At 69.2% G+C, this 23,275-nt stretch carries 29 protein-coding genes and 3 pseudogenes; 18 read left to right on the top strand and 14 right to left on the bottom strand.

The window, feature by feature from the left end:
- Positions 1-345: 345 nt before the first annotated feature.
- Positions 346-675 (bottom strand): annotated as a pseudogene (locus tag ACIOJE_RS18325) (ATP-binding protein); the annotation flags it as partial.
- A 183-nt stretch (positions 676-858) separates the two neighbouring features.
- On the opposite strand from ACIOJE_RS18325, the gene ACIOJE_RS18320 reads away from it, so the two are divergent.
- Complete coding sequence (locus tag ACIOJE_RS18320) at positions 859-1,074, top strand: hypothetical protein (protein ID WP_400777245.1); 216 nt, start codon at positions 859-861, stop codon at positions 1,072-1,074.
- A 224-nt stretch (positions 1,075-1,298) separates the two neighbouring features.
- Positions 1,299-1,790 (top strand): hypothetical protein, encoded by a 492-nt coding sequence (locus ACIOJE_RS18315; RefSeq protein WP_400777243.1) that lies wholly within the window; start codon positions 1,299-1,301, stop codon positions 1,788-1,790.
- Here ACIOJE_RS18315 and ACIOJE_RS18310 read toward each other — a convergent pair.
- Positions 1,747-2,274: a hypothetical protein gene (locus tag ACIOJE_RS18310; protein ID WP_400777242.1), complete on the bottom strand. Its 528-nt coding sequence runs from the start codon at positions 2,272-2,274 to the stop codon at positions 1,747-1,749. The two genes, ACIOJE_RS18315 and ACIOJE_RS18310, sit on opposite strands and share 44 nt — an antisense overlap.
- Before the next feature lie 128 nt (positions 2,275-2,402).
- Complete coding sequence (locus tag ACIOJE_RS18305; RefSeq protein WP_400777240.1) at positions 2,403-2,603, bottom strand: hypothetical protein; 201 nt, start codon at positions 2,601-2,603, stop codon at positions 2,403-2,405.
- 267 nt (positions 2,604-2,870) lie between these two features.
- Between ACIOJE_RS18305 and ACIOJE_RS18300 the strand changes: the two genes are divergently transcribed.
- Positions 2,871-3,626 (top strand): hypothetical protein, encoded by a 756-nt coding sequence (locus ACIOJE_RS18300; RefSeq protein ID WP_400777239.1) that lies wholly within the window; start codon positions 2,871-2,873, stop codon positions 3,624-3,626.
- Positions 3,627-3,661: 35 nt separating this feature from the next.
- On the opposite strand, the gene ACIOJE_RS18295 is transcribed toward ACIOJE_RS18300, so the two are convergent.
- The 4 genes and pseudogenes from ACIOJE_RS18295 to ACIOJE_RS18280 all read right to left on the bottom strand — a co-directional run.
- Positions 3,662-3,844 carry a zeta toxin family protein gene (locus tag ACIOJE_RS18295; protein WP_400777237.1) on the bottom strand — a complete coding sequence of 61 codons (183 nt, stop codon included), beginning with the start codon at positions 3,842-3,844 and terminating at the stop codon, positions 3,662-3,664.
- Positions 3,841-4,569 carry a hypothetical protein gene (locus ACIOJE_RS18290; protein ID WP_400777236.1) on the bottom strand — a complete coding sequence of 243 codons (729 nt, stop codon included), beginning with the start codon at positions 4,567-4,569 and terminating at the stop codon, positions 3,841-3,843. The genes ACIOJE_RS18295 and ACIOJE_RS18290 overlap by 4 nt, the downstream gene beginning before the upstream one ends.
- Positions 4,570-4,744: 175 nt before the next feature.
- On the bottom strand, positions 4,745-5,128 hold the full coding sequence (locus ACIOJE_RS18285) for a hypothetical protein (RefSeq protein ID WP_400777260.1): 384 nt from the start codon (positions 5,126-5,128) through the stop codon (positions 4,745-4,747).
- 178 nt (positions 5,129-5,306) lie between these two features.
- Positions 5,307-5,594: pseudogene (locus ACIOJE_RS18280) on the bottom strand (IS6 family transposase); the annotation flags it as partial.
- 365 nt (positions 5,595-5,959) lie between these two features.
- Between ACIOJE_RS18280 and ACIOJE_RS18275 the strand changes: the two are divergent.
- Both ACIOJE_RS18275 and ACIOJE_RS18270 read left to right on the top strand, forming a co-directional pair.
- Positions 5,960-6,370, top strand: coding sequence for a hypothetical protein (locus ACIOJE_RS18275; protein WP_280684625.1), 411 nt, complete (start codon positions 5,960-5,962; stop codon positions 6,368-6,370).
- A gap of 171 nt (positions 6,371-6,541) precedes the next feature.
- Positions 6,542-6,973, top strand: a complete 432-nt coding sequence (locus ACIOJE_RS18270; RefSeq protein ID WP_400777234.1) for a hypothetical protein — start codon at positions 6,542-6,544, stop codon at positions 6,971-6,973.
- A 589-nt stretch (positions 6,974-7,562) separates the two neighbouring features.
- On the opposite strand, the gene ACIOJE_RS18265 is transcribed toward ACIOJE_RS18270, so the two are convergent.
- Positions 7,563-7,826 (bottom strand): hypothetical protein, encoded by a 264-nt coding sequence (locus tag ACIOJE_RS18265; protein ID WP_280684621.1) that lies wholly within the window; start codon positions 7,824-7,826, stop codon positions 7,563-7,565.
- Positions 7,827-8,470: 644 nt separating this feature from the next.
- Between ACIOJE_RS18265 and ACIOJE_RS18260 the strand changes: the two genes are divergently transcribed.
- Both ACIOJE_RS18260 and ACIOJE_RS18255 read left to right on the top strand, forming a co-directional pair.
- Positions 8,471-8,689, top strand: a complete 219-nt coding sequence (locus ACIOJE_RS18260; protein ID WP_400777232.1) for a hypothetical protein — start codon at positions 8,471-8,473, stop codon at positions 8,687-8,689.
- Between the two features lie 94 nt (positions 8,690-8,783).
- Complete coding sequence (locus tag ACIOJE_RS18255; protein WP_280684617.1) at positions 8,784-8,924, top strand: hypothetical protein; 141 nt, start codon at positions 8,784-8,786, stop codon at positions 8,922-8,924.
- Positions 8,925-9,110: 186 nt separating this feature from the next.
- Here the strand turns inward: ACIOJE_RS18255 and ACIOJE_RS18250 are convergent, their stop codons facing one another.
- The 4 genes from ACIOJE_RS18250 to ACIOJE_RS18235 form a co-directional block, all read right to left on the bottom strand.
- The gene (locus tag ACIOJE_RS18250; protein WP_400777230.1) at positions 9,111-10,295 is read right to left on the bottom strand and encodes a cytochrome P450; all 1,185 of its coding nucleotides are present in this window, start codon (positions 10,293-10,295) and stop codon (positions 9,111-9,113) included.
- A 31-nt stretch (positions 10,296-10,326) separates the two neighbouring features.
- Positions 10,327-11,700 (bottom strand): NAD(P)/FAD-dependent oxidoreductase, encoded by a 1,374-nt coding sequence (locus ACIOJE_RS18245; RefSeq protein ID WP_280684612.1) that lies wholly within the window; start codon positions 11,698-11,700, stop codon positions 10,327-10,329.
- Positions 11,690-11,899 (bottom strand): ferredoxin, encoded by a 210-nt coding sequence (locus ACIOJE_RS18240; protein WP_280684610.1) that lies wholly within the window; start codon positions 11,897-11,899, stop codon positions 11,690-11,692. Before ACIOJE_RS18240 ends, ACIOJE_RS18245 begins: the two co-directional genes overlap by 11 nt.
- A gap of 167 nt (positions 11,900-12,066) precedes the next feature.
- Positions 12,067-12,360 carry a transposase gene (locus ACIOJE_RS18235; RefSeq protein WP_400777227.1) on the bottom strand — a complete coding sequence of 98 codons (294 nt, stop codon included), beginning with the start codon at positions 12,358-12,360 and terminating at the stop codon, positions 12,067-12,069.
- 646 nt (positions 12,361-13,006) lie between these two features.
- On the opposite strand from ACIOJE_RS18235, the gene ACIOJE_RS18230 reads away from it, so the two are divergent.
- The 8 genes and pseudogenes from ACIOJE_RS18230 (at position 13,007) to ACIOJE_RS18195 (ending at position 19,266) form a co-directional block, all read left to right on the top strand.
- Positions 13,007-13,222 (top strand): VIT1/CCC1 transporter family protein, encoded by a 216-nt coding sequence (locus tag ACIOJE_RS18230; RefSeq protein WP_400777226.1) that lies wholly within the window; start codon positions 13,007-13,009, stop codon positions 13,220-13,222.
- 100 nt (positions 13,223-13,322) lie between these two features.
- Complete coding sequence (locus tag ACIOJE_RS18225; RefSeq protein WP_400777224.1) at positions 13,323-14,297, top strand: aldo/keto reductase; 975 nt, start codon at positions 13,323-13,325, stop codon at positions 14,295-14,297.
- Complete coding sequence (locus ACIOJE_RS18220; RefSeq protein ID WP_400777222.1) at positions 14,297-15,178, top strand: NAD(P)-dependent oxidoreductase; 882 nt, start codon at positions 14,297-14,299, stop codon at positions 15,176-15,178. Before ACIOJE_RS18225 ends, ACIOJE_RS18220 begins: the two co-directional genes overlap by 1 nt.
- Positions 15,179-15,681: 503 nt before the next feature.
- The gene (locus tag ACIOJE_RS18215) at positions 15,682-16,614 is read left to right on the top strand and encodes an LLM class F420-dependent oxidoreductase (protein WP_280684600.1); all 933 of its coding nucleotides are present in this window, start codon (positions 15,682-15,684) and stop codon (positions 16,612-16,614) included.
- 230 nt (positions 16,615-16,844) lie between these two features.
- The gene (locus ACIOJE_RS18210; RefSeq protein WP_280684598.1) at positions 16,845-17,531 is read left to right on the top strand and encodes an SDR family NAD(P)-dependent oxidoreductase; all 687 of its coding nucleotides are present in this window, start codon (positions 16,845-16,847) and stop codon (positions 17,529-17,531) included.
- A 278-nt stretch (positions 17,532-17,809) separates the two neighbouring features.
- Positions 17,810-17,977 (top strand): hypothetical protein, encoded by a 168-nt coding sequence (locus tag ACIOJE_RS18205; protein WP_400777221.1) that lies wholly within the window; start codon positions 17,810-17,812, stop codon positions 17,975-17,977.
- A gap of 130 nt (positions 17,978-18,107) precedes the next feature.
- Positions 18,108-18,272 (top strand): annotated as a pseudogene (locus tag ACIOJE_RS18200) (IS701 family transposase); the annotation flags it as partial.
- A gap of 439 nt (positions 18,273-18,711) precedes the next feature.
- On the top strand, positions 18,712-19,266 hold the full coding sequence (locus ACIOJE_RS18195; RefSeq protein ID WP_400777220.1) for a transposase: 555 nt from the start codon (positions 18,712-18,714) through the stop codon (positions 19,264-19,266).
- 97 nt (positions 19,267-19,363) lie between these two features.
- Here ACIOJE_RS18195 and ACIOJE_RS18190 read toward each other — a convergent pair whose 3' ends face one another.
- Complete coding sequence (locus tag ACIOJE_RS18190) at positions 19,364-20,146, bottom strand: class I SAM-dependent methyltransferase (protein WP_280684645.1); 783 nt, start codon at positions 20,144-20,146, stop codon at positions 19,364-19,366.
- Between the two features lie 515 nt (positions 20,147-20,661).
- On the opposite strand from ACIOJE_RS18190, the gene ACIOJE_RS18185 reads away from it, so the two are divergent.
- On the top strand, positions 20,662-20,853 hold the full coding sequence (locus ACIOJE_RS18185) for a hypothetical protein (RefSeq protein WP_280684592.1): 192 nt from the start codon (positions 20,662-20,664) through the stop codon (positions 20,851-20,853).
- Between the two features lie 169 nt (positions 20,854-21,022).
- On the opposite strand, the gene ACIOJE_RS18180 is transcribed toward ACIOJE_RS18185, so the two are convergent.
- On the bottom strand, positions 21,023-21,196 hold the full coding sequence (locus tag ACIOJE_RS18180; protein WP_400777258.1) for a hypothetical protein: 174 nt from the start codon (positions 21,194-21,196) through the stop codon (positions 21,023-21,025).
- On the opposite strand from ACIOJE_RS18180, the gene ACIOJE_RS18175 reads away from it, so the two are divergent.
- Together ACIOJE_RS18175 and ACIOJE_RS18170 are read left to right on the top strand one after the other, a co-directional pair.
- Entirely contained in the window at positions 21,155-21,490 is a 336-nt protein-coding gene (locus ACIOJE_RS18175; protein WP_400777256.1) for an NAD(P)-binding domain-containing protein, read from the top strand. The two genes, ACIOJE_RS18180 and ACIOJE_RS18175, sit on opposite strands and share 42 nt — an antisense overlap.
- Positions 21,469-22,368 (top strand): haloalkane dehalogenase, encoded by a 900-nt coding sequence (locus ACIOJE_RS18170; protein ID WP_400777218.1) that lies wholly within the window; start codon positions 21,469-21,471, stop codon positions 22,366-22,368. Before ACIOJE_RS18175 ends, ACIOJE_RS18170 begins: the two co-directional genes overlap by 22 nt.
- The last annotated feature ends 907 nt before the right edge of the window (positions 22,369-23,275 follow it).

Here is a 23,275-nt window from a genome sequence, read left to right as displayed (position 1 = left end):
CCGACGAAGGACGGAGGCAGCTGACGTCACTTAATGTCCCGTTGATACTCGTTAGGCATGTGAGTATCAACGTAGTTGCCTCACATAACAGAAGCCCTGACACAACGGAAGATAACCCACGCACGCGAGTAGGTGCACCAGTACGACCGCAGCGGCGGCCGCCAGGCCTCCGGACCCTTGTCGCCCTTCGACCTGTTACTGACCGCGGTGTAGGTTCCGCGTCTGGGTGTCCAATGGCATCGTCGTGACCTGCAGGGCTTCGGCATTCCGCGCTCGTGTCCTCCGAACGCGTTCCGCAGAACAGTGTCCAATCCTCGCCGGCCTGTTTCGCGTGGCGGGCGGGCCTCAGCTCTTGACGGCCTCTGCGATCTGCAGGGCTGTCTGTGCGGGCGTGAGGTGGGTGGTGTCGATGACCTCGGCCTCGCCGTGTAGCCACCTGCGGGCCGCCTCGGCGTAGGGCTCAAGGTATTTGAGACGGAACGGGGAGTTGGGGCCAAGAACAGTATCGCCCGCAATGCGCCCACGGAGGGTGTCCTGGTCGGCGTGGAGGACGAAGTGCCGTACCGGAATGGCATGTTGAGTGAGGCCCGTGCTGATCTCGCGCCAGTACTCCTCGATCAGGACAGTCATGGGCATCACCAGAGTGCCGCCGGTGTAGTCGAGTACGCGGCGGGCGGGCGGCAGCCTGGTTGAGCCATGATCCATCCCATGGAGAGGGTCGTGGATCTCGACGAGGCAGTTGCAGAGGTGGCTGCGCGGACGCCTGATTGGCAGGCCGCCGGGCTCAGGGTGGGCGAGGTGACGTGGCGTGATGAAACGGCGCCATGGCCGCAGATCCTTCAGACGGACAGGTCATAGGTGAGCGATCCCGACTCGGTAGGTGTTCTTATCTCCGGCCCCGCGGAGGCCCTGCTGTCCGTGGTGCTCTTCCGAGGCGGCTGGGCCGACGTCGACTATCTCGCCAACGTGGACGACGCTGGGGCGCTTCCGGGTGCGGAGATCGACTCGGCGGCGGCGTTCGGCATCCGGATCGACGAATGGGTGGTCCGCGTGTTCGGCGTGCGGGCTGCGTGACGCGGGCCTTCCTCGGTGTCGCAGGATGTGGTGTGGCCCGTCTCGAAGGTGAGCTTGAGTGGCTGTTGTCCTTCCGGGCTTGAGGGCTGCGTTTCCGCTGGTCAGGAATAGGGTCGGCGGTCTCGGGGAGTGGTGACGTGTCGAGTCGTCGCTCTGGTGGAGGTCGGGGATGCCGTCGGTCGTGGGGGCTGCTGGAAGAGCGTGAGCTGACCGCTCGCCGTCGTGTGGACGCGCTGCGGGAGGAGGCGGACCGTATCCCGGCCGAGTTGGCCGTGGCCGAGCGGGAGTGGAACGAGTGGATCACCGCCCGTTCACGCGTCGGCGAGGTGCTGTCCCCGAGCGAAGGCGACGTCGCCGGCCCGGATGCCGCCGAGGAGTCGTCGGATTGCGGTGAACCGCCGGTGCCGCCTGCATCTTCGGAGGCGGCGAAGCCGAAATCGGTGGTGCCGGTGTGGCGTGCGGGCCTGGTCTGGTCGGCACTGTCGGCGGACTACCAGCGGATCCTGCAGGCTCTCGCGGACCGCAACCGTCTGGGTCAAGGTCCGCTGACGTGCCAGGAGATGGCCGCCTGCTTCGGCCTGGACCCGGTGCCCGCGAAGATCGAGGTGTTGCGGTCGAAGGCGAAACGGCTGACAGCGCGCGGGTGGCTGGCCGAGCCGGCGCCGGGACGGTTCACGCTCGCGAAGGCCGTGGCCGGGCCAGGCGGCGGGTCATGAGCAGGGTCATCGACCAGTAGACCATCGCCTCCGCGCTGCCGGTGGATCGCTCGAAGTCGCGCACGAGGCGACGGCTTCGCATCAAGTGGGCGAAGAACCGCTCCACGATCCACCGCTTGGGCAGCACGACGAAACCGCGCATGTCGTCACTGCGCTTGGCGATCGCCAGGACCAGGGCGAGGGCGGCCAGGCAGTGCTCGACGAGGCTGCCGGTGTAGCCGCCGTCGAAGGCGTCCGGCGTCATGTGGTCGATTCCGCCCGGTCCGCTGAGCGCCAGGCGCAGCTGGGCGGCGCGCAGCCGGTGCTCGCGCGCCGCCAGCGCGCGGCTTCGCAGGATGACCGCGGCGGCGGCGCCGGCCGCGAGGGCGAGGGCGGCGGGGATCCACCAGTTCGCTGCCAGCCACCGCAGGATGGCGGCCGCCGCGCTCAACCCCAGGAGTCCCACCAGGGCGTAGGCGATCCAGGTGGCGTCGTCGCGCCGCACGGGCCGGCGTCCGCGCGGGCGCCGCGCCGGTGGCCTGCGCCTAGCCATCCGCTGCTCCGGGCCTGTTCACGTCGGTGTCCTTCCTGCGGGCCGCCGTACCGGCCGGGGAGCGGATTTGCGATGTGCGGTCAGTGGGTGGCTTCGACGGCGATGCCGACGAGTTGGAGGATCGTGTGGCCCCAGGTAGTGGCGGCGATCAGGACGCCGAACACGACGGCGGCGAAGACGGTGAACGCCTCGTCCGTGCGGCGGCGGGCCTCGGTACGGCGCCGGAGCCGGATGACGATGAGGATCGCGAAGAACGCCGTCGCGCTGATCGTGTACTGCACTGCCCACCCCGGCCCGATAGTTGACCCTGTGTGAGGCTGCGATTACCCGGAGCCTGCCGCCATTCGGGTGCGCATGCCAGAGTCTCCGACGGCCCGGGGCCGCTTTGGAAAAATCAGGCGCCTGCGAACGGCCCCGCGCGACGCTGTCCGCCGGTTCGCGCGGGGGAATCCCGGATTCCCCCGCGCGAACCGGCCGCCGTTCGTACGATCGGCTCGACCTGGCCCGCCAGAACGGCCGCCAGGCACAGGAACCGAGAAAGGGGACCGATGGGGACTGTCGGCTGGGTCGTGGTCATCGTTCTGGTGGTCGCCGGTGCGGTGGTCTGGCTGATGCTGCGCTACCCCGGGGGATGGCGGTACGCCTTCAGTACGCAGTACGCCGCGAACCGGCGCGACCTGGACGCCGCCCGCGGCAAGCTTCGCGGACTGCAGCACGAGGCTGGCCGCGAGCGCGCCACGGCCCGCTCCGGCGTCGAAGCGGCCGAGCGCGCCCACCAGGACCGGGTCAACCAGGCCCGGGCGCACCTGGCCTGGCTCCGGGCCCCTGGCCGGGGCGTACTCCGGTCCTCGCTCGGGGAGCACCTGCGGCTGTACGACCACGCGCTGGAGATGACGGTGGACGGCCGCACCGTCGAGTGCCCGCTGCACGAGGTCTCGATCCGCGACGAGTACTCGCGCACGGCCGGCCACGTCTACGTGGTGCTCCCGACCGGCCGCCAGCAGATGGTGATCGTCTCCCCGGAGGAGACGCCCGAGGCCGAGGTGCGGAAGTTCGTGGTAGCGGTGTTCAACGCCGCCGCCGACGCCAAGGTGTCCAAGGCCGAGCGCCAGGCGCTCGTGCCACAGGCCGAGGCCGAACTGCGCGACGCGATCGCCGACACGGCCGCTCAGGAGCAGGCCCGGCGCCGACTCGCCGAGGTCGAGGCTCGTCAGAAGTCGGACGCGCGTATTCCACGAGCGCGCCAGGAACTGGATGCGGCCCGTGACCGGTGGCAGCAGCTCACCGGCCGCCGGCCGGAATAGGACGGGCCGCCAAGAGGGCCAGAGCCCGAGGCCGCCTACCGGGCGCCGCGCGGGTCGTCGCGAAGCCGGTCGAAGTAGTAGGGATGGAACATCTTGAAGTTGTCGCCGACGAGCCGGACGGTCCCCGGGCGCATCACGCGCTTGACCAGCCGGGCGGCCTCGGTCCTTCCCGGCGCCGGGCTGGCACGACGCATTCCGGCCGTCGACGCGGTGCTCACCTGGTGATGTCGCCGTCCGGCACGTCTTGGACGGTGACCTTCCTGCCCTGTCGGCCCAAGAGCTTGGCCACCACGTCACCGATCCCCTTCCCGTCGCCCGTCGGCTCGGGAGCCGCCCCGTCGGTGTACCGCTCGATGGCCTTCTCGAAGTACGAGGGGTTCCAGGCCCCGACGGCCCCGCTGACATCGACGGCCTTCACCGGCCGGTCACCGACGGCACGCTTGACGGCCGGAAGGACCTCGTCCGAGCTGTACTTCCCCGGGACCTGGAACAGGCTCGCATGGCCGCCGACCTTGCCGCCGTCCCGCAGGTAGACGGTGACGACCAGACAACTGGTCACCGACGGATAGGTGATCGTCCCCTGCGGACCCACCTCGCCGACCTCACCCTCCGCGATCGAGACGCCGGTGGCGGCCGGCGCCCGCCGCACGGTCCCGGGCGCACCGGCCCGCCAGACCCCGGCCGCCGGGCCGGACGCCCGATCCTCCAGGTCCAACGCAGTGCCGAACTCGGTGACGTCCTTGGCCTCGGCGGCCTTACCGAGCGCGGCGTTGACGGAGTTGACCGTCTCGGTGGAGGCCGGGCCGTGCGCCGGCTCGCCGGACCTCGGCCAACCGGCCGCCGCTCCATCGCCCCCGCCCACCGAACAGGCCGCCAACACCAACGCCGAGCCGACGACCAGACCGGCCTTCCCCGCGAACCGCCCGGACACCACGAACTTCATAACACCACACCCCAGGCAACCGGTCTGCGCACACCCGCGCACTCGCGCGGCGACACATGGTCCCGAGCACGAACGATCTCGTCAACCCAATACCCGACGGCCACCCGGAAGGGGCGCTCTCTGGGGGGCGAGCTCCCGCCCGCCGTCCGACGGGACCCCGCCGGGTGGTGTTCCGTCAGCTGGCCCGCCGTGACGAAAGGCGCTCGGCCACCACGACGTCCCGCACCCTGCTGCTCCCCGGCCGCGGTCCCGTTCCACCCGGGTGTTCGCCGCACCCCTGCCGTGTCCCGGGCGCCGGCCTGCCATAGCCCGGCCGCCGCCACTCGCTCGCCGTCGCTGTCGCCCACGTTTCGCAGACCTGCTCCCAGACGGTGAGGATCTGCTGGCGCTGATCGGCGGCGAAGGTGTCGGCGGCGGGCTCGAGAAGGGTGTGGAGTTCGTGGTTTCGCGCGATCGGTGAGCGTGCCCGGATCCGTGCGAAGTCGAGCCACCGCGGCCGGTCCTCGCTCAGCGCGCATTCCACGGCGCGCGCTTCGGCGTTGGCGGCCACAATCCGCATGCAGGCTTCCCAGAGCGCCCCTGTCACCGGGTCCGGGGAGAGGGGCAGTTGGAGCACAGCGAGACCAGAGCGTCTTCGTCCGGACACGCTGCCAGGACGTTGCGGTCCGCCTTCGGCCAGCCGCCGGCCCGGCTGAGGCCGAGCTGCTCCGCGTCAGCCGGGTGGTCGCTCCCCGGAAGACCTCGTCCAGGTGCCACTTGTCGCCCGCCTTCGGGCGTCTGCGGAGCAGGGCGGCGGCGTAGGCGGGGCCGAACCGGCGCGTCCACTGGTGGACCGTCTCGCAGGACACCACGACACCGCGCTCGAGCATCAGCTCCTCGACGTCGCGCAAGCTCAGATTGAACCGGTGGTACAGCCACACGCAGTGGGAGATGACCTCCGGCGGGAAGCGGAAACCCCGGTACGACGGCGCCGCCTCGGTCCCCACCGCGATCCTTTCCCGGTGATCAACAAACCCGGCGATCATCACAGCCCGCCACTCAACCTGACAACACCCCGTACACCTCCCCTACCAGGTCGCCGGCTACCAACCGGTCCTGTTCACCCTCGACTCCCCGGCCGCCGCGCCGGAACGGCCGAGGCCGCTTCCGCCGACGGGAAACGGCCGACGTGGGCAAAAGGTTCAGCCGGCAACCGGACAACTCCCTTACGGCCAAGGAGAGATGCCTTTCACGGCACGATCGGTCCGCATGCGGACCTCTCACGGGAGCAAATGTTGATCAAGTGTCAGTCGCTGCGTAAGGATGGGGATCGAAGCCCGGCGCGACCGACCGCCGGCCTTCCGCCACGGCCCGGCCGCCCCCTGCCCACCCCGTCCCGCCAGAGGTATCCATGAACAAGACCACAACCGCGCTCGCCACCCTCGCCCTGCTCGCCAGCGCCGCACTGACCGCCACCCCCGCGCAGGCCGCCGACCTCCCCCAGGTCTGCACCAGCAAGCACGGCTTCGACAACGGCAGCTTCTACTGCGGCGGCGCCTACGGCGACGGCGAGAGCCTTTGGCCGCTGCGCACCGGCGACTGGGTGGACTTCGTGATCGGCCTCGACCACGCCGTCTGGTTCCGCACCACCACCAGCAACTGGAACTCGCTGGGCGGCTACTTCACCGGCAAGGTGACGTTCAGCAAGAAGCTCGACGACCTCAACTTCACCATCAACGCCCTCGGTTCCGACGGCGTGACGACATGGTCCCGCGACCGCACCCACAAGGGGTTCGTCACCGCGTGGTACGTCAAGGGCTGAGGCCCCTCCGGCCGGTCGAGCCCCGAGCCCCGGCCGGTCGAGCCCCGAGCCCCGGCCGCTCGACCGGCCCCCGGCCCCCGCAACGGCGGCCGACGACAGTCCGTAGTCCGTCGAGCCGCCTGTAGGGCATCGGCGGCATCGGCCGGTGCCACCTCTGGAAGCTGTTCGGACATGCGGACGAGGCTGCCGGCACAACCTGTCACCGAAGCCCCTGACGAGCAGACGTGTCACACCGCACGGGGCGCTGTCCGGATCGGCAAGGAGCTCGGTCAGGGCCGCCGGGTCGGTGAGGTGGTCGATGCGGACGATCCGCCCGAAGCCGGTGCCGGGGTCGCGATGATGGTCCGCGTAGGGTATCTCCCGGGCGCGAATGTAGTCGCCGAGCAGCAGCGCGGTGATCAGCTTGGCGAAGGACGAAGCCGAGCGGGCCGGGCCAGGCTGAGTGCCTACGTTCCGGTGGTGCCGGATCGCCGTGCGCATGGACGCTGCGCCGAAGTACGGCTGGTCGGCGGGGATCCGACCTCGCCACCACGACTGTCGCCGGTCGTGCTCTCGGCGGCCAGCGGGCGCGTCGATGGCGAGATGGTCGCCGACACGGAGTAGCACCGGCCCGGGAAAGCCGTGAAGGAAGACTGCGGTCACGCTGGCACGGGCCGCGCCGAAGGTGTCCCTGGCGAGGACGATTCCGGGGGCCGACAGAGAGAGCCCCGAGTTCCTCGCAGAGGACGAGGTTCTCCCGGCGTGCGGAGTTCTGCCGACGGCGCGGGGCGCGCTGTGCAGGCGCGGCAGACGGGAGGCCGCGGGCTGGAGTGGTGGGCGGCGGGCTCACACGGCGCGCGGCGGCCGCGGACGCGGGGTCACCGCCTGGGCGAGCGGACGGTGTCGTACCGGCCGGACGGGCGGCCAGCGGTGCTGCCCCGAACGACCGCCAGCCGACGACGACCGCGAGCCGGGCCTGGACGACGACCAGCGGTTGGCCCGGATCGGGCCGGTGGACGGCGGCGCGCTGACGCCGTCGCGCCCGGGCTCCCCTCACATGCTGCCGCTGGGGCTACTCGCCGTCCTGCTGCGCCTGACGCGCGCCCGCCGCTACCGGCACCTGTTCCTCGCGCTCCCACCGGGCATGGCGGCCGACCTGGTCGCCCTGGATGTCGCGCACGGCCACGTCTGCGGGCAGTCGCTCGCCGACCACCTACGGATCGACACCGTAGCCGCCACTGTGAACCTCTCCCGTCTGGAGGACGACCTCGGTTGCGGCGAACGGCTCCTGGACCACGGACTCGCCATCGGCCCCGACGACCGGCGAACCGTCGCCGAGACCGCCGCCCAGCACCTCGAAAGCGCCGACGTGGTGGTCACCTCGAACGCGAACGACCCGGATCCCGCCACCTCCGCGCGCGCCGTCGCGCTGATGCACCACCTCTGCGCCGGCCGCGCCATCCGAGGTCGCGGCCACCTGTGGCCGGCCAACCGGCCCCACTCCATCTACCGGTGGGACTCCGCCGGCGAGCACCTCGCCATCCGAGCCGCCGGATCCTGGCTTCCTGAGCACGACAGCAAGGCCTGGCAGGCCGCCTCGGCGCAGCGTCGCACCCTCGCGTCGCTACTCTGGGACCCCTACGACGGCGAGCGCCGCTGCGAGTCGACGTTCACCGGCATCGACGTCGATCTCCCCGGACTGCACCGGCACGCTCCCGCGCAGTCGGTCACATCGACGGGGCAGGCCGCTCCCGTGGCGGCGCTCGCCCTGGCCGTCGGCGCTGCGGCTCCCGACTTCGCGCTGCTGCCGCACCCCGTGGCGAGCAGGGCAATCGCGGCAGTCACGCCGCACAACACGCGAGCGCATGAGACTCTCCCGGTGACCCGAACCACCTGGGGCCGCCACTGCGAGCCCGCCCAGGCAGTCGGACGGAGCGCCATGCGAGTTCCCGCGTTCCACCAAGATTCTCGGAGCAGCGCCGGGCCGCCCAGCCCGCCCGACCTGTCCACTGCTGACCTGATAACTCCCTTGTGCTTCAAGGAGTTTGACAGATCCTCACCACTGGGCATCGAAGAAGCGACAGTTCACGCTCACGACAGCGGCAACCCGAGGTGGCACACATGTACGGCACCAGCACGCAACCGATCGCGACCTTCTGCGGCAACTGCAACTGCGGCTGTCCGCAGCTGTTCCTGGACCCGGCAGCGCCCGAGGACCGGCGGGTACGGATCACCGACGACTTCGGCCAGCAGGTACAGATGAGCGAGGAGCAGTTCCGCGACCTCGTCGCCCAGGCCAAGAGCGGCACATTGGACACGCTGGCCGCCACGGCTGCCTGACACCGCCTGTCGGCGCGGCCCGAGGTCCTGCTCGAATCGGGCCGGCCGGCCTTCTGCTCGTCGATCCAGAGCGTGGTCCGCCGAGGACATCCGCGTGACGATCGGCGCACAGTCGCGTCGCCGGGTCCGCAGCGTGCTGCGCGACCTGGTCACCCAGGGCCTGCTGGAAGAGGTCCAGCGCAAGGCCCGTCACGTCCTGTTCCGCATCCCGCCGGCAACCCCGCCCACACGCTGACACCAGGTCACTCCCCTCGACGGGTTTGGCGCAACGCTGCGGCAGCGCGAGACCCGCGCCGGCCGCCGCCCGTCCGAGGCCATCGAAGCCCTCATCGGCCAGACCGGCAGCCCGGGGCCGGTACCCGGCACCCCGCCCAGGTACGTGGCCGCTGACCCCCTGCTGGCCGTGTGCTGCCAGGCGGCCTCACAGGTGGATGGGCAGGTGACGGGGTCCGCGGAGCATGGCGTTCTGCCGGTAGGGGGGCGGGTCCTGGACCAGGCGTGCTGTGCCGAGGTGGGGAATCAGCGCGCCGAGCGCGGCCTGGGCTTCGATGCGGGCGAGTGGTGCGCCGTAGCACAGGTGGATACCGCTGCCGAAGCCGAGGTGCTGGTTGTCCGGGCGGGTGGGGTCGAACCGGTCGGGCTCGTGGAACCGCTTGGGGTCGCGGTTGCCCGAAGCCAGCGCGAGCACGACGGAGGTGCCTTCGGGGATGGTGGTGCCGGCGACGTCGATGTCGGCGAGGGGGATGCGCTCACGCATGTGGACCGGGGGTTCGTAGCGCAGCAGTTCCTCCACCGCTCGCGGCAGCAGGTCCGGTTCGCGACGCAGCTGGTCCAGATGCTCGGGCTGACGCAGTAGGGTGAGCACCCCGTTGGTGATCAGATTCACCGTGGTCTCGTGTCCCGCGATGAGCAACAGCACGGCGGTTTCCGCGAGTTCCTCCTGGGTGAGCCGCCGGGCCGGATCCGGCTCGTTGGCGAAGGCGGAGAGCAGGTCGTCGCTCGGCTTGCCACGGCGCTTCTCGGCGAGGTCCACCAGGTACCGGCCCATCTCGCTCCGCGCCTGGTCGCCCGCCTCGTCCCGCTCGGTGGAATCCTCCTCGGGCCTGACGTCGGCGGACGCGACGATCGCGTCGGACCATTCCCGGAAGAGCGGTTCGTCCTCGCGCGGCACGCCGAGCAGGCGGCAGATCACCGTGACGGGCAGCGGGTAGGCGAAGTCGTCGACGATGTCGATCTGGCGGCCCGCCTGGAATGGCTCCATCAGTTCCTCGGTGAGCTGGTCGATCTCGCCGCGCATGGCATCGACCCGGCCGGGGCTGTGCGGGGGGCCGAACGGTCGCATGGCCAGGGTGCGCAGTCGGTGGTGCTCCGGGTCGTCGAGCCGCAGGAACGGCGGCTTGTGTGTTGTCTCGCCGCGGATGCGGGGATCGACACTCATCCGTGGATCGTGGAGCAGGGCGGCGATCTCGTGGTAGGTGCCGACCAGGTAGCTGCCGGCTGCCTGCCGTACCACGGGACCGGCCTCGCGGAGTTCCGCGTACAGCGGGTAGGGGTTGGGGCGGTTCGCGTAGTCGGTGATCCGTGCCAGCAAGGTGTCGGAGTCCATGGTGGCTCCTCGTCGTCGGGCGGGACGTGGGTCAGCCGCGGGGCTGCACCACGGTCAGTCGGCGGTCGGGCAGGTATCCGGTGAGCGCCACGGTGGGGCCGTGGGACAGCCCCTTCGGATCCGGCACGTCGGACGGAACCGGGATGTCGGCCGCGATCGCGCGGTCCGCCGCGCCGGGCGGGGGCGGGAACGGAGCAGCGGTCTCGATCAGGTGCCGGTAGTAATCGAGCGACTTGGCCATGTCGACGGTGACCGCGGCGGTGACCCGCCCCTGGTAGCCGTAGACCATCGCCAGACGGCGCGCCTCCAAGGAGCCCTGGGCGATGACCACGTGGTCGGAGAAGGTGGGCACGCCCACCGACTTGATGTTGAGCCCGAACTGGGTCGACCAGAACGTCGGGAGGGCGAGGTGCGGGCGCCGCAGGGGCCCCGGGTTGACCATGTTGTGGGCCGCGACCTCGGCCTGCTCGACCGCGTTTCCCCAGTGCTCGAGGGAGAGCATCTGGTAACCGAACAGCGGGTGGGGGAAGCGGGAGACGTCGCCGGCGACGAAGATGTCATCGGTGACGATTCCGTACATGTTGAAGGCGCGGCACCCGGCGTCGCAGGCGATTCCGCGCGGGCCCGCCGCCAGCCCGGAGTCCGCCAGCCACTCGACGTTGCGGACCGCGCCCAACGCCACGACGCACACGTCCGCCTCGACGCGGCTGCCGTCGGACAGCTCCGCGCCGCTGAAGCGGCCGCTGCCGTCCCCGCGCAAGGTGGTGACCGTCACTCCGGTGCGCAGGTCCACGCCGTGGTTGCGCTGCATGACGGCCGCGAGTTTCGACAGGGTGCCGCCGAGCGCGCCCACCAGGGGTGCGGGACCGCGTTCGGCGACGGTGACGTCCAGTCCGCGTTCCCGGCAGGCCGAGGCGATCTCCGAGCCGGTGAAGCCGCCGCCGATCACCAGCACGCGCCGTGGCCCCGCGGCCAGCCGCTCGGCCAAGCCGCCGGCGTCCTCACGGGTGCGCAGGGTGAACACCCCGTCCAGGGCGGCCTCCTCCGCCTTGGGCCAGGGGCGCGCCCGGGTCCCGGTGGTAATCAGCACCCGGTCGTACGGCACCGACTCGCCGTCGGCCAGCAGCACCCGCTTCCCGAGGGGGTCCAGGCCGGTGGCGCGTACGCCCAGCCGCCACTCGGCGTCCGGATCCCGGCGCATCGGCAGCCCGGTGGAGTCCGCCGCCACCAGGCCGAGCAGCACCTGCTTGGACAGCGGAGGCCGGTCGTAGGGCGGATGGGGCTCGTCGCCGACCACGGTCAGTGAGCCGGTGAAGCCCTCCTCGCGCAGCGCCTCCGCAGCCCTCAACCCGGCCAGCGACGCGCCGATGATGACGATGCGGCCGTCCCGAAGGTCACCGGCCATCGACGCTCACCTCCTCACCGAGGAGGATGGCCTGGACCGGGCACGCCGCCGCGGCCTGGCGCACGCGCTCGGCCTGGTCGTCCGGGACGGCCGGGGCGTACAGCAGTCCCTCCTCGCCGTGCAGCTGGAACACCTTCGGTGCGAGGAACACGCACTGTGCGTAGCCCTGGCAGTGCGTGAGGTCCACAACGGTTCGCATCCCCACCACTCCCTCTGTCGCCGCTCCCTGTCTTCCAGCATGGGACGAGAACCGGACCCTCGCACGGCGACTGCTCGGGGAACGCCGCGGGTGGCCTTCTCCGCATCGATGAAGAGACACATAGTGCCTACTTCACGATCTCCTTCGCGAAGAAGGCCGCGGTGCGCTCAGATCTCGTTCGCCTTCTTGACCTCGGCAAGCTCGCGGCGGACGCGGCGCAACTCCTCGCGCTCATCACTGGTCAAGGCACCCGTCGGCCCCTCGCCCCGGTCGGTCTTCGCCTGCTTGACCCAGCCGCGCAGGCCCTCCGGGCTGCCCCCCGGTTCCCGGGCGATCTCGGTCACGTTCCGATGCGGCGAGGATCGGACGAGTGCGATCGCGTCCCGCTTGAACTCCGCCGTGTACCGCTTGCTCATGTTGCTCTTGCCACTCACTACCTGAGCTGCTTCCTCCGGGGCCATCCGTCCCAGTATCAGGCTGTCCAGTTCGGCGGGGGAACTTCAGTTGCAGCTTCCGCAGAACCGCGCCACCGGCTCCTGCACGGACTCGGACACGGGAACCTCCGCTTGTTGATAGTGGGCACCGGGCACGGCGCTGCTCCTCAGGGGTGCACCCGTTCGCTCGGCCATGCTCACCCATTGCGTTGCTCCGGTGGCCGAAAGTGTCGGGTCGCGTTCCCTGCACCTTCCCGCTAGCGTCTTCGATGAACTCAGGGCTCCCGGACCGACTGTCCGACGCGGGTTCCTGCTCTCCCCCTCAACGGAGTCTGAGCCGTTGGATCAGTGGGCGCCGCGCAGGAAGCCACGACCGGTCCGTGCGGACGTCAGAACTTTCCGGAAGGGATCGCGTCATGCGTGCGCTGCGTTTCGCTCGCTTCAGATCATCCGGCGACGTCCTGGAGATCGTCGACATCCCCGCCCCCGACACCGGGGACGACGAGGCCCTGGTCGCGATCAAGGCGGCGTCGGTGAACCCGTCGGATGTGAAGAACCACGACGCCGCCCTGGACACGATGGCCCGCGAGGAACTCGGGCTGGACCCGGACAACTCGGCTCGCCGTGGTCGGCGGCCCTCTCCAGCCTCGCCTCCTTCGCCACCGGGGCCGTCATGGTCGTCCTGCCCTACCTGTTCGCCTCCGGTACAGCCGAACTGGCCGCCGTTGTCGCCCTGGCCGCCGGCGCGCTGTTCACCGTCGACTCCGTCATCGGCATGCTCAACGGCCGCGCGCCGCTACGCTCGGGCGCCCGACAGCTCCTCGTGGGCCTGGGTGCCGCCGCGGCCGTCTTCGGCATCGGACACACGATCGGATCAGGGGCCAAGTGACCAGGTTCATCCAGCACTCTCCTGACGAGGGAAGAACGGCACGGATCTCCTCACCCACCCGGAAACACAGGGAACGAACACTTTCGTACGGAGACTGACCATGCGTACCACCACACTGGGAATGACCGGACTTGAGGTCTCGCGCATCGCCTTCGGCACCTGGCAGTTGGGCGGCGACTGGGGCGGCTTCGCCGAGGACGAGGCCAGGGCCGCCATCCGCCGGGCGCTCGACCTCGGGGTCAACTTCTTCGACACCGCCCAGGCCTACGGTTTCGGCGCGTCGGAGCGGCTCCTGGGCGAGTCCCTGCGCGGCGAACTGCGCAGCCGGCGCGACGAGCTGGTGATCGCCACCAAGGGCGGCCTGCGCGAGACCGACACCGGCATCGCCCGCGACGCCAGCCCCCAGGCGCTGCGCGAGGGCGTGGACGCCAGCCTGACCGCGCTCGGCATCGACCACATCGACCTCTACCAGGTCCACTGGCCCGACCCGAAGGTGCCGTTCGCCGAAACCGCAGGCGCACTGAAACAACTGATCGAGGCCGGCAAGATCCGCCACGTCGGTGTGTCCAACTACAACGTCGAGCAGATCGCCGAGTTCTCCCGGACCCTGCCGGTGGAGACACTGCAACCGCCGTACCACCTCTTCCGCCGCGAGATCGAGGACGCGGTCCTGCCCTACACCCGGCAGCACGACATCGGTGTACTGGTCTACGGCCCGCTCGCGCACGGCCTGCTCACCGGCACCCTCAGCAAAGACACCGCCTTCCCCGCCGACGACTGGCGCGCCAAGAGCAGCGTCTTCCGCGGCGAGGACTACCGTCGCAACCTCTCCGTCGTCCGTGCGCTCCAGGAGTTCGCCGCCTTGCGCGACATGACGGTCAGCCAGCTTGCCATCGCATGGACCCTGGCCCGTCCCGGAGTGCACGTGGCCATTGTCGGCACCCGGCGCGCCCACCACGTCGACGACAGTCTCGCGGCGGCGGACATCACGCTAGACGAGGCCGACCTGAAGGCCATCGACTCCATCACGGCCGCGGCCACCCCGGTCGCCGGCCCGTCCCCGGAGAGTGTGTGATGACCGAGCAAGCCAAGACCGACGGGACAAAAGTCGCCGTCCTCGGCATCGGCGTCATGGGAGCCCCCATCGCGCGGAACCTTCTGCGCGCCAGCTTCGACGTGACGGTGTGGAACCGGACCAAGGAGAAGGCCGAAGCACTCGCCGCCCAGGGCGCGTACGTCGCGTCCTCTCCGGCCGAGGCGGCTTCGGACGTCGAGTTCCTGATCACCATGCTCACCGACGGCGCCGCGGTGGAAGCCGCGATGACAGGCCCCGAAGGCGCCCTGACCGCGCTGCCCCCGGACGCGGTGTGGATCCAGATGAGCACGGTCGGCGTCGCAGCAACCCAACGCCTGGCCAAGCTCGCCGTCCAGCGCGTCGGCTTCGTGGACGCTCCCGTCTCCGGCAGTTCGGAACCCGCCGAGCGAGGGGAACTGCTCATCCTCGCCTCCGGGAGCCCGGCACTGCGACCGCGTGTGCGACCACTGTTCGACGCCCTCGGCCACCGGGCCCTGTGGCTGAACCGTCTCGGCGACGGCAACCGGTTCAAGCTCGTACTCAACAACTGGCTGGCCGTTCTGACGGAAGGAATGGCCGAAACGATCGGTCTCGCCGAGTCCCTGGGCCTGGACCCCGACCTCCTCCTCGACACACTCGCCGAGAGCCCGCTGGGTTCCGCCTACGCGATAGCCAAGGGCCACGCCATGGTCCAGCGCGACTTCACCCCCGGCTTCCCGCTGCACCACGCGGGCAAGGACGCCGCCCTCGCGCTCGATGCCGCCCACGGCCACGGGATCGATCTACCGCTCACCGAGGCACTGTCGAAGCGCTGGGATAAAGCAATCGTCCTGGGCCACGCGAACGACGACGTGGCCGCGGCCATCACCACAGCCCGATAGCGGCCCAGGTGCGTCGAGCTCCTGACGGTCTGCGGGAGATTGTCAGTTGCGGATCGTCGCGTGGTATCAGTGAAGAGATGACCTGTAGCCCAACCGGACCGTATCTCGCGGGGTGGGGTGGGGGTGGGCCGTGATGAGCAGAGCGAACCCACGGGCTATTGCACATATAGCGAAACGCTGCACTACTGATCGGCGACACCCGATCCGAACGTCATCCCCTTACCCGCTGCCCGGGTCGCGCGCCGGCAAGCCGTCGCCGGGCTCATCAACGAATACCACCGAACAGGCTGACCGCCCGCCAAACCCCAGGTCGGCGCGTCGTTGGGCCACGGCACGCCCCAGTCCGCCGCTTCCCCCTACCACGATCGAAGTGGTCACGTCAGCGGTCCCTTCGGATCGACGGGCGGCCGGGGACTGATTCCATGGGACCACGACGACGTGGCGGTGACTCGATGCGATCCGTCCAGGATGCGTCCCGCCGGAGGACGGGAGAGGATCGGACCATGACGATACGGCTGGGTCTCGGGTTGCCACAGACCAAGCAGTACGACCTGGCGCGTGACCCCGCGCGGGTGGCGCGGGCAGCCGAGCAGATCGGTTACGAGAGCCTCTGGGTATTCGAACGACTACTCGTCCCAGAGCATCCGCGCCAGGGGCTGTACGGCATCCCCGGACGCGCGTGGCCGGACGCCTACCGCTCGGTGGCCCATCCACTGGTAGTCCTCTCGCTCGCCGCCGCGGCGACCGAACGGGCACGACTGGGAAGCAGCGTCCTGATCGCGCCATTGCACGTGCCGCTCCAACTCGCCCGCGCCCTGGCGACTTTGGATGCGGCGAGCGGTGGCCGGGTGGTGGCCGGATTCGGGACGGGCTGGTCGCTGGACGAGTACGCGGCGGCGTCCATCGCCCCGTTCGAGGAGCGCGGCACGGTGCTGGACGAACTCCTCGATGTCTGCGCCGCGGTGTGGGGTCCAGACCCGGTGTCGTACCACGGCGCTCACACGGTGATCGACGAGGCGGAGGTCGGGCCGAAGCCCGCCCGCCCCATCCCCGTTTACCTGGCGGCGTCCAGCAGGAAGGCACTCGACCGACTGGCCCGACGCGCCGACGGCTGGATGCCGACGGGCGTCCCACCTGCTGACCTGGCGCCGCAGTTGCGGAGACTGAAGGAACTGGCCGCCTCGCACGGCCGCGACTCGGACGCACTGACCATGTGCGTCAGGGCCAACACGCACCTCACCGACACACCGGTCGGGGACGCGGAGCGCCAGCCGTTCACAGGAACGATCGAGCAGATCGTGGCAGACGTGGCCGCGTACTCCGCCGTGGGGGCCGAGGAGGTCCTGCTCGACCTCCAGTGGAACGTCGGCGACGCCGACGAACTCATCGACCTGGCAGCCCGGATCCACGCAGCGGTACGCGACGCCAACCTCTGACCGAGGCGTGTGGCCGAAGTGCTCCTCAACGGCCTGTCGCTGTCGAGCTGAATGGGTCGCGCCGTCGGCTCTCCTGCCGCCCGCCCGTCCGAACGGACCATCTCGGGCGACCGATCGGGACAGCTCCTGGGCCATCCGAGTGGACCAGTCCGGCCGCGCCCGCACCGCCCATAACTAACCGCATAAGATCCGTCATCGGCCGCATGTCCGCTGGAAGGGACCACTGCCTCGTGACCACCTCGATCATCGTCGGAGGAAGCGGCGCCCTGGGGCGCGTTCTGGCGCAGCGATTCGCCGACCGCGGCGACACCGTCGTCATCACCAGCCGAACCAGGGAGCGTGCTGACGCCGCGGCCGCCGAAATTGCCGACACGGTCCGGGGCTTGGCCCTTGATCTGTCGCGGCCGGAGACCATCGCGGAAGCGCTCGTCGACGTACGGGAAGTCGACAACCTGGTGCTAGCCGGCGTCCCGGCGGGTTTCAACACCCTCGCGCAGTTCGACATCGCGAAGGCCGTCGAAGCAGTGACCACCAAGCTGGTGGGGTACACCGAGACCGTGCGAGTCCTGCGTGACCGGTTCACCCGCGACGCGTCGGTCGTACTCTTCGGCGGCCTGGCCAAAGAACGTCCCTACCCCGGCTCCACCATCGTGACCGCCATCAATTCGGGTGTCACCGGACTGGTGAAGACCCTCGCAGTGGAGATCGCACCCCATCGCGTCAACGCGATCCACCCAGGCGTGGTGGGCGACAGTCCGAGGTGGCGTGACGTGCCCGACCACCCCCACGTACCGCGTACCCCAATCGGTCGTCTCGTGACGATGGCGGAGGTCGCCGACGCCGCCGACTTCCTCCTACGCAACACCGGCGTCAATGCCGAGGATCTCTTCATCGACGGCGGACTGCGCGCCACCTGACACGACCGCCGCTTCCGGTCCTGCCCAGCCGCATCGCAGCCGACGGGTGCCAACCCGGTTACCGCTCGCCGTGCGACACCGCCTGCCGGGCGCTCGGCCGCGCAGGGCTCCCCTCCGGCCCCAAGAACGCAGGCCAGCCAATACCGCACCCGGACCACTCGCGCTCACTCACCGTGAAACCACCGGCTGTAGTACTCGCCTAGGCGTGTTGCCAAAGTGGATCAAGGTCGTGGGTTATCGCGTGCTGCGGAGCCGGAGGGACTGGCATACTCCGCGCCGTGACGACTGACCGCAGCCCCAGCCTGATTCCGACCACCGGCGAGCGCGACGCCGAACTCAACGACCGATTGACCGAGGAACCGGTCGCCTTCAACACGGCCGCCACCGGCACGTCCGATCGCGGCACATTCTCGGTCAAGGTCACCAATGAGTACGTTTCAACCTGAAGTTGCAGGTCACGGGTCTGGTGTGGGGCTGGGTTGGGATGCTCGGGCCGGTCGGAGGCGTGATCGGCAGCAGGTGATCGTTTGCCGTGTGGCCGGTGCGCCGGAATCGCCCTGCCGAACCGGATCCGCCTGGCGCATCGAGCACGACTACCGCGAGATGAAGCACGGCCTGGGCCTGGACCACTTCGAGGGCCGCACCTGGCGCGGCTGGCACCACCACGTCACCCTCGTCACCGCCGCCCACGCCTTCCTCACCCTGAGGCGCCTCGACCCAAAAGTCGAGGCGCCGGCCTGACCTTCTACCGAGTCCTCGACGCCGTCCAGGACCTGATACGGGCCTGGACCGGCGAATGCCCCACCTGCCACCGCGACTTACCCACCCCACGACGGCCCGGCCGTCCCCAACCACGCCAGACCTAACGAAGTACTACTAGGCGTTTCATCCCCGGTTTTGAGGGTCAGGTTCCGCGCCAGGCGGGGGTGGAACCTGACCCTCAGAGGGTGGTAAATGACCTGATGTCCGGTTCGGTGTCGCCTGATCGTGTGACTGTGGGGACTCCCGGCCGGTCGACGGGTTTGGCGGTGCTGGAGTGGCAGGGCGAGCGACCGCAAGCCCTACAAGAGTGACTTAGAGCCCGCGCAGATAGGCGGGGCGGGGTCCCCGGGTAGCGAGGCGGGCACAGGTCCCCGCGATCATGGAGTTGCGACGCTCTGTGATCACTGGGGGGGGACCTGTGCCCGTGCTTCCATCATGGCTGACCGACCCGCTCTGGGACCAATTCGCTGCCCTGCTGCCCGAGCGCCCGGCGGTCGATCCGTTCCACCCGCTGGGTTGCCACCGGCCCCGCATCAGCGACCGGATCGTGTTCGACAAGCTACTGCAGCTGCTGCGGTTCGGCTGCTCCTACCAGGCGATCGCCGACACGACCTGCTCGGCGACGCTGGACCTGCTGGCCGACCTCGGGCCGCTGCCCGACGACATCACCGTGCACCTGGACGCCGGCTACGACTCGGACAAGACCCGCACCGAACTCACCGCCCGCAACCTGCACGGCCGTATCGCGCACAAGGGCGAGAAAGCACCGATCCAGGCCAGTAAGCGGTGGCATGTCGAGCGCACGCACGCCTGGCAGAACGCCTTCTACCGCCTCGCCCGCTGCTACGAGCGCCGCGCAACCGTCATCAACGCCTTCTTCGACTTCGCAGACACGATCATCACCGTCCGTAACCTGATCCGCCGAGCCTGGACCACCCACCGCTGGGGCACCCGGCCCCGACGCCGACCATAAGCAGCCGCCTACCCGAACGACCCATGACGAGGTATTCCCGCGTGGGTACGGGCGACCCGCACTGTCGCGGACCGCGAGTGACGGTTCGAACGCTCTCCTACCTTCGCCGGTACGCCTCGATGAGGAAGCGCTGCGAGTGAGCCACGAACGGACCATGGCGCTCGATGAAGGAGTGGAGTTCCGCCAGGCGGTCGCGGTAGGCGTCCACCGTGAAACCGGGAACGATCCAGATCACCTTGCGCAGGAAGTGGACCACCGCCGCGATGTCGTGGAACTCCATTCGGAGAGCTTCCTGGCGCACGTCAACGACGTCCAAACCCACCGCCTCCGCGGCAGCCACCGCCGCGATCGGGCTGGTGCCCGCGTAAGTGGTGGCCGCCGGCACTGGGTGCGACCCCGGCGGCTGAGGCCCCATCATGAACTCGGTCAGTTCCCGCACCGAGCCGGAACCGACGTGTTGGGCCAGGTACACGCCGTCGGGGCGTAGCACCCGTCGCACCTCGTCCCAGCGGGTCACCACGGGGTGTCGGCTGACTACCAGGTCGAACGACTCCTTCGCGAACGGCAGGTCGGATGCGTCCTCGGCCTCGACGACGGTCGCGTCGAACTTCGCCAGGGTACGACGGGCGATCGCGATGTTCGGGGGCCAGGACTCCGTCACTGCTAGCACCGGCGGGGCGCCAGGGATCGAGGCCAGCACCTCGCCACCACCCGTCTGGATGTCGAGTCCGGCCGCAGCCTTCGCCATCCGCTCGGCGAGCAGCCTCGCATAGCCCCAGGATGGCCGCTGCTCGCTGGCGCGACCTGCGAACCAGGAGAAGTCCCACCCCTCGGTGGGGACGGCCTCTCCTTCCTCTACGAGCTCTTCGAACGTACGCATGGCGCCGAGGATGGCAGGCGGGAGCGGCGCACGCATCCGAGTTTCGACGGTTCACCATCCGGCGCGAGTCGCCTCGCGATTCCCATACGCCCCTCGGGCCACGACACCGCAGACACAGGTCCCTCGGCGATCACAGATCGTAGCAACTCCTTGATCGCGAAACCTGTGCCTGCCCCATCTGCCAGCGCGACCTGTCGGCCGCCTATCCGCGCGAGCTCTTATCCGACGAACGCTGGACGCTGATCGAGCCGGTGACCACTGCGTGGAAGACGAAGCACCCGTCCGTCAGCGGCCACCAGGGCGACTACGAGATGCGAGAGATCGCCAACACGACCTCAACAACGTCCGCATCAAACTGAAGCGCCTGACCGGGCGCGGAGTCCTGGCCGAGACCGAGCCGGGACTGTTCACCAGGCCGAGACCGTAACCGCCCGGCAAACCCACGACCAGCCCACTCACCCAAATCGCAACGACGAAACGGACACCAGCTCACGTACCGCCCTCTCAAAGCCGGGATGCTCTTGCCCGCCGAGGACGGAGGCCCGTGCGTCTGGATCGACCTCGGCGACCCGATCTCCTTCTTCAGCAGCTACATGCGCGATCCCGCCAGAGCGCGGCAGTTCGCTCTCGATCTGCGCGGCTTCGCCGACCGGGTCGATGGAATCGCCGCGGAGTTCTCCGCTCTCCTGAGGGGGAGCAGCTCGTGATCCCCCTCAGGAACCCCGTACTTCGCGGATCGTGGCAATCCACAAGCCCGCGACGGGTACCCCACTCGCCGAGTGGGGCTACCTCACACCGATCGAGATTCGCCAGCGGCACCGGCAAGGTCAAACCCTCGCGGCGTAGACGGACAGTGTCCAACTGCGGGGTGGAACTTCAGCCGTATGCCGCGGTCCAGTCGGTGAGCTGTAGGGCCGCATAGGTCGAGCCGTCTTCCAGGACCGAGGTACAGAAATGACGTATGCCGCCCAGGACCGCCCGCGCATCGGCTGGATCGGTACCGGCCGCATGGGCTTCCAGCTCGCCGCCCGGCTGCTGGACGCGGGGCACGACGTAGCCGTCTACAACAGGACCCGCGCCAGGGCCGAACCGCTGGCTGAACGGGGAGCCCGATCGTCGACCGGCCGGCCGGGGGCTTCGCCGCCATGTCCGGCCACCCACGTGACGTTGCATAGCATCGCAATTCCTGGCGATGGCGACGTTGTTCATTTTCCCCTAACCTTGGAAGCAAGCCAAGCGCGGACGGCCGTCGGAGCGGGAATTGTCCATCCTTTCTCAATCGCCGATCCAGAAGCAACTTCCCAGAGGAAGGATCTTCGGAAGTGGCAAATTCCTATGGCGTAAAGCCCTATGGTGAAAAGAAGACTGCCGTCGTCAAGGGGCGACGTATGGCCTATATTGAGGAGGGCTCGGGGGTTCCGATCGTTTTTCAGCACGGAAATCCGACATCCTCCTATCTGTGGCGCAATATCATGCCCCATCTTGAGGGGCTTGGGCGCCTCGTCGCGTGTGACCTGATCGGCATGGGCGACTCGGAGAAACTGAGCCCTTCCGGGCCGGAGCGTTACTCCTACGTGGAGCAGCGGGAATATCTCTTCGCCTTGCGGGAACAGTTGGGGATCGACCAGGATGTCGTGCTGGTGCTGCACGACTGGGGTTCCGCTCTCGGATTCGACTGGGCTAACCAGCATCGGGGCCGCGTAGCAGGAATTTCCTACATGGAATCAATCGTCACACCACTGGTGTGGGACGACTGGATAGTTCCCGCGCGACGTGAGGCCTTTGAGGGCCTGCGGTCGCCCGCAGGCGAGGCGATGGTGCTGGAGGACAACTTCTTTGTCGAGACGCACATGCCCAGAGGGATCCTGCGTACGCTGAGCTCTGAGGATATGGCGCGTTACATCGAGCCGTTCGCAACTCCTGGAGAGGACAGGCGTCCTACGCTCACTTGGCCCCGCGAGGTGCCGATCGACGGATACCCTCCGAACGTCGTAGACATTGTTCATGGCTACAGCAACTGGCTGGCGCAGTCAGACGTCCCCAAGCTCTTTATTAACGCGGAGCCGGGGGCGCTGCTCACCGGCCGACCCCGAGAATTCTGCCGAACTTGGAGCAACCAGACAGAAGTTACCGTGCCTGGGAAGCATTTTGTACAAGAGGACAGTCCTGACCAGATCGGCGAGGCCATCCGTCGGTTCGTTCAGGGCCTTCGACGACCGTAGCGCAAAAGTAGTCAGGGCACGCCTGGAGTCCTCAAGTTTTCATTCGCAGCGTCCCCTTGAACTTGTCGGGTGCGACCACGACCGGGCCGGCTGACGGTACTGCTCGGGACATGCCGTCACGTCTCACCGATGGTCCGCGTGGCTCAGGCCGCTTTGGGTCGGACCTACCGCGGCTCCGCCCTCGGCCGAGCGGCGTCGTTGAACTGCGCCACGCCCAGCGGCGAGTAGCGCTCCGCCACGGCCCGGCCGACTTCATCCGCCCCTTGACTGGGGGCATCAAATCTCATGCGGCGGAGGCGGCTCCGTCAACCTTCGCTGAGCTGAGATCGCCCAGGGCTCGATGAGACAGGCCACCGGCAGCCGCCCGCGGCGGTTCCCAGATTGGGAACGTGGGACCTGGCGGGGGATCTCCGGTCAATCTTGGTAGGTGAACTCGTTGGCCAGCGCCACGGCCTGGCGACGAGCTGGATTCGAGCAGCGTCCGGCTCGACCGGACCGCGGAGACGCTCGACGTTCCCGGCGTCGAGGCCTGCGGCCGCAACGACATCTTCGATGCGATGTGGTCCAAGTGGGTTTTCATCACCAGCAGCGCGGTCACCTCCACGATGCGTGCCCCGGTGGGCGATAAAGTCGCGGCGTCGGGCTATACGGCCTTCGGGGAGGTGGTCCTCACCGAGCGGCTGGCGTCGCCCGCGCGGCAGGCCATCCGATAGCGGAGGGCGATCTGGCGGCAACTCGGACCCGCCCTGACGGGGATCACCAACGACGTCCTGGATGTCGCGGGACCTTGCCGAAGGGCGCTATACAGAGGTGGACAGTCCGCCCTGTGACCTCTGCGGGCGCGCCCGCGTATTGCGCGCCGACACGCCGATGAGCGGGGTTCGCCGCACTTGTGCCGTGAGTCCAC

Source organism: Kitasatospora sp. NPDC087861, assembly GCF_044742585.1.
Classification (GTDB): domain Bacteria; phylum Actinomycetota; class Actinomycetes; order Streptomycetales; family Streptomycetaceae; genus Kitasatospora.
The sequence above is the reverse complement of the archived record's forward strand: the minus strand, read 5'-3'. Positions and strand labels throughout refer to the sequence as shown.

Coding starts and splice junctions, on each gene's coding strand:
- ACIOJE_RS18300 (WP_400777239.1), top strand. CDS start 2,871: ATGGGGACTGTCGGCTGGGTCGTGGTCATCGTTCTGGTGGTCGCCGGT.
- ACIOJE_RS18290 (WP_400777236.1), bottom strand. CDS start 4,569: ATGAAGTTCGTGGTGTCCGGGCGGTTCGCGGGGAAGGCCGGTCTGGTC.
- ACIOJE_RS18285 (WP_400777260.1), bottom strand. CDS start 5,128: ATGCGGATTGTGGCCGCCAACGCCGAAGCGCGCGCCGTGGAATGCGCG.
- ACIOJE_RS18275 (WP_280684625.1), top strand. CDS start 5,960: ATGAACAAGACCACAACCGCGCTCGCCACCCTCGCCCTGCTCGCCAGC.
- ACIOJE_RS18270 (WP_400777234.1), top strand. CDS start 6,542: ATGCGGACGAGGCTGCCGGCACAACCTGTCACCGAAGCCCCTGACGAG.
- ACIOJE_RS18260 (WP_400777232.1), top strand. CDS start 8,471: ATGTACGGCACCAGCACGCAACCGATCGCGACCTTCTGCGGCAACTGC.
- ACIOJE_RS18250 (WP_400777230.1), bottom strand. CDS start 10,295: ATGGACTCCGACACCTTGCTGGCACGGATCACCGACTACGCGAACCGC.
- ACIOJE_RS18245 (WP_280684612.1), bottom strand. CDS start 11,700: ATGGCCGGTGACCTTCGGGACGGCCGCATCGTCATCATCGGCGCGTCG.
- ACIOJE_RS18240 (WP_280684610.1), bottom strand. CDS start 11,899: ATGCGAACCGTTGTGGACCTCACGCACTGCCAGGGCTACGCACAGTGC.
- ACIOJE_RS18235 (WP_400777227.1), bottom strand. CDS start 12,360: ATGGCCCCGGAGGAAGCAGCTCAGGTAGTGAGTGGCAAGAGCAACATG.
- ACIOJE_RS18230 (WP_400777226.1), top strand. CDS start 13,007: ATGGTCGTCCTGCCCTACCTGTTCGCCTCCGGTACAGCCGAACTGGCC.
- ACIOJE_RS18225 (WP_400777224.1), top strand. CDS start 13,323: ATGCGTACCACCACACTGGGAATGACCGGACTTGAGGTCTCGCGCATC.
- ACIOJE_RS18220 (WP_400777222.1), top strand. CDS start 14,297: ATGACCGAGCAAGCCAAGACCGACGGGACAAAAGTCGCCGTCCTCGGC.
- ACIOJE_RS18215 (WP_280684600.1), top strand. CDS start 15,682: ATGACGATACGGCTGGGTCTCGGGTTGCCACAGACCAAGCAGTACGAC.
- ACIOJE_RS18190 (WP_280684645.1), bottom strand. CDS start 20,146: ATGCGTACGTTCGAAGAGCTCGTAGAGGAAGGAGAGGCCGTCCCCACC.
- ACIOJE_RS18185 (WP_280684592.1), top strand. CDS start 20,662: ATGCTCTTGCCCGCCGAGGACGGAGGCCCGTGCGTCTGGATCGACCTC.
- ACIOJE_RS18175 (WP_400777256.1), top strand. CDS start 21,155: ATGGGCTTCCAGCTCGCCGCCCGGCTGCTGGACGCGGGGCACGACGTA.